The 2271-nt window shown below is 34.6% G+C and carries 3 protein-coding genes; all 3 read left to right on the top strand.

Annotated features, from left to right (window positions below; all coding sequences use genetic code 11):
- Nucleotides 1-1159, top strand: a 1159-nt coding sequence (locus ABZC13_RS14225) for a hypothetical protein (RefSeq protein ID WP_373005354.1), incomplete at its 5' end; no start/stop codon positions are given.
- 1 nt (nt 1160) lies between these two features.
- Nucleotides 1161-1337, top strand: coding sequence for a hypothetical protein (locus tag ABZC13_RS14230; protein WP_373005358.1), 177 nt, complete (start codon nt 1161-1163; stop codon nt 1335-1337).
- A 77-nt stretch (nt 1338-1414) separates the two neighbouring features.
- Entirely contained in the window at nt 1415-2176 is a 762-nt protein-coding gene (locus ABZC13_RS14235) for a hypothetical protein (RefSeq protein ID WP_373005361.1), read from the top strand.
- The last annotated feature ends 95 nt before the right edge of the window (nt 2177-2271 follow it).

Consider the following 2271-nt stretch of genomic DNA (forward strand, 5'->3'; position numbering starts at 1 on the left):
ATTTATATTACTTAAAAGACGTAGAGATGTTAACGAAACAGTAGAACGTGCTAAAGCAAATGGTAAAGACTTTGAATTAATTAAAGCTGATACTTATAATTCAGTTGATGAAAAGTATGAAAGTGCTAAAGTTGAATCTAAAAATTCTACCGAAGTTACTACATGGACCAAATACTTTAGAAAGAATGGTGAAGTATATTGGACGGAGGTTACCAAAGAAGCTACAGTACAGAAAGAAACAAGATTGTCGCCTATGGAAGAATGTAAGTTCGTATTATATCCTGTTGAAATAATAGGATTCAAGAGACGCAGAAAGTGTGCTTACTATAGAAGTTTCTTAGAAGACATTATACCTAATCAGAAGTCATTAAATTGGGGCTTGGGTATGCAATTGCTATCAGTACAACAAACTGCATGGCCTAAAATAATTGCTAAGGTAGACGCATTACAACAAGCTGTCACTAATACACCAGGAGAAATCCTAGTAGATCATGCACAAGGTGGAGATGGTATTAAGTATATGCAGACTCCTAGCAACTCACAAACAGCACCACAATTAATGCAGACGTTGATGGATATGACTAGAAGTGTAACAGGTGTAACGGATGTATCTACAGGGGAACAAATAGGCGCTAACATGGCCGCAGCTGCTATAATAGCACTACAGAATCAAGCACAAAAGCCTAATGATGGTTATATGAGAACGGTTATTGCAAGTATGAAACGTGTTGGCGAGATCATGGAACAATTCTTTAAGTGTTTCTATAATATGGATAGAACAATCAAAGGTGAAGACGAAGACGGAAATGAAGTATCTAAAGTTTTCAACGGTGTTAAAGCAAATGGGATTGAGTTTGATTTAATGGTGGATGTAGGACCAGCTTCTACTTACTCTGAATCGTTACAAGTATCTATATTAGACTTATACGCAGATAGACAATGGATTGATAAGTATCAACATGCTAAATATATGCCTAAGAACACTTTATCACAAGGCTTAAGAGAAGAAATTGAAAAGGAACAGGAAGAAATGAAGTTAGCAGAAGAACAACAGATACAACAAACTTCACAAGTTGATACATTAATGGCTGGGTTAACTCCTGAAGAAAGAGCAGCAGTTGAAGCAGACCCTACATTATTAGAAGGGCTAGGTGTATAATATGAATAAAAGAGAATTATGTATATGTGGTAAACCTATTATGATTATGGATAGTAGGCTAGAAACTGAAATAGGTACACTAGACATTCAACAAGTGCAAAAGTTCGGATGTTTAGATAAGAAATGTGACAAATTTCAAGTAGCGATTAAAACAACTAGACAACTAGCTAACGGTTAAGTGCAAAATATTTTGCATGTATTAAAAATTAGTGATATAATACTTATATAATGAACAACCTAGAAAAGGAGAACAATATGTTGGAAAATGAAAGCACTGTTGACGCAGGCCAAGAGGAAGTCGTAGAACCTCAATCAGAAGGAGAAGTACAATCAACTGAAAGCGTAGAGACAGAAGTCGCGGCTGTCGCAGAAGAACATGTACAGACACCTGAAGAAAATGCTAAGTATGCTGAAATCAGAAGAAGCGCAGAACAAAAAAGCGTAGATAAATTCATATCTGATCAATATGGTAAATCGCATGGTATTCATACAAAAGCTGATTATGACAAAGCAATAGCAGAGCAAAGAGAAACAGAGTTACTTGAGCGTTTACGTGATGAAGACGTAGACCCTAAAGAAATTTACAAGAATTTAAAAGAAAATGATCCTGAAGTAAAAGCTTATAGACAATCTCAACAAGAATCTTTTATAAGTAAACAAATTGAACAACTAAATGGCGATTTAACTGATATGGAACTAGATGTAAAAATTAACAACCTGGATGATTTAAGTAAACTACCTAATTCAGATAAGATTATAGAGTATGTAAAGAACGGAAATTCACTATCAGACGCTTATTACTTAGCTAATAAGAAAGATATAATTCAAAGAGATAGAGCGAAGATACAGAATGATACTATTAAGCAGATACAAGCTAATGGATTATCTACACCTGGTTCTCTATCTGATTCCGGACAAACTTCTTCATTCTTTACTGAAGCACAGGTAGATGCTATGTCACAGGCAGATGTTAATAAAAATCTGGACCTAATACATAAATCCATGAAATCATGGTAAAAGGAGAAACAAATGAGTACAGCAAATTTTGCACCTAAAGTATGGGCAGCAACTATCTTAAGAACATTAGAATCTAAATTAATTGCAAAGAAAAT

This window comes from Sulfurimonas sp. (assembly GCF_041563035.1).
Lineage (GTDB): Bacteria > Campylobacterota > Campylobacteria > Campylobacterales > Sulfurimonadaceae > Sulfurimonas.

Coding starts and splice junctions, on each gene's coding strand:
- ABZC13_RS14230 (WP_373005358.1), top strand. CDS start 1,161: ATGAATAAAAGAGAATTATGTATATGTGGTAAACCTATTATGATTATG.
- ABZC13_RS14235 (WP_373005361.1), top strand. CDS start 1,415: ATGTTGGAAAATGAAAGCACTGTTGACGCAGGCCAAGAGGAAGTCGTA.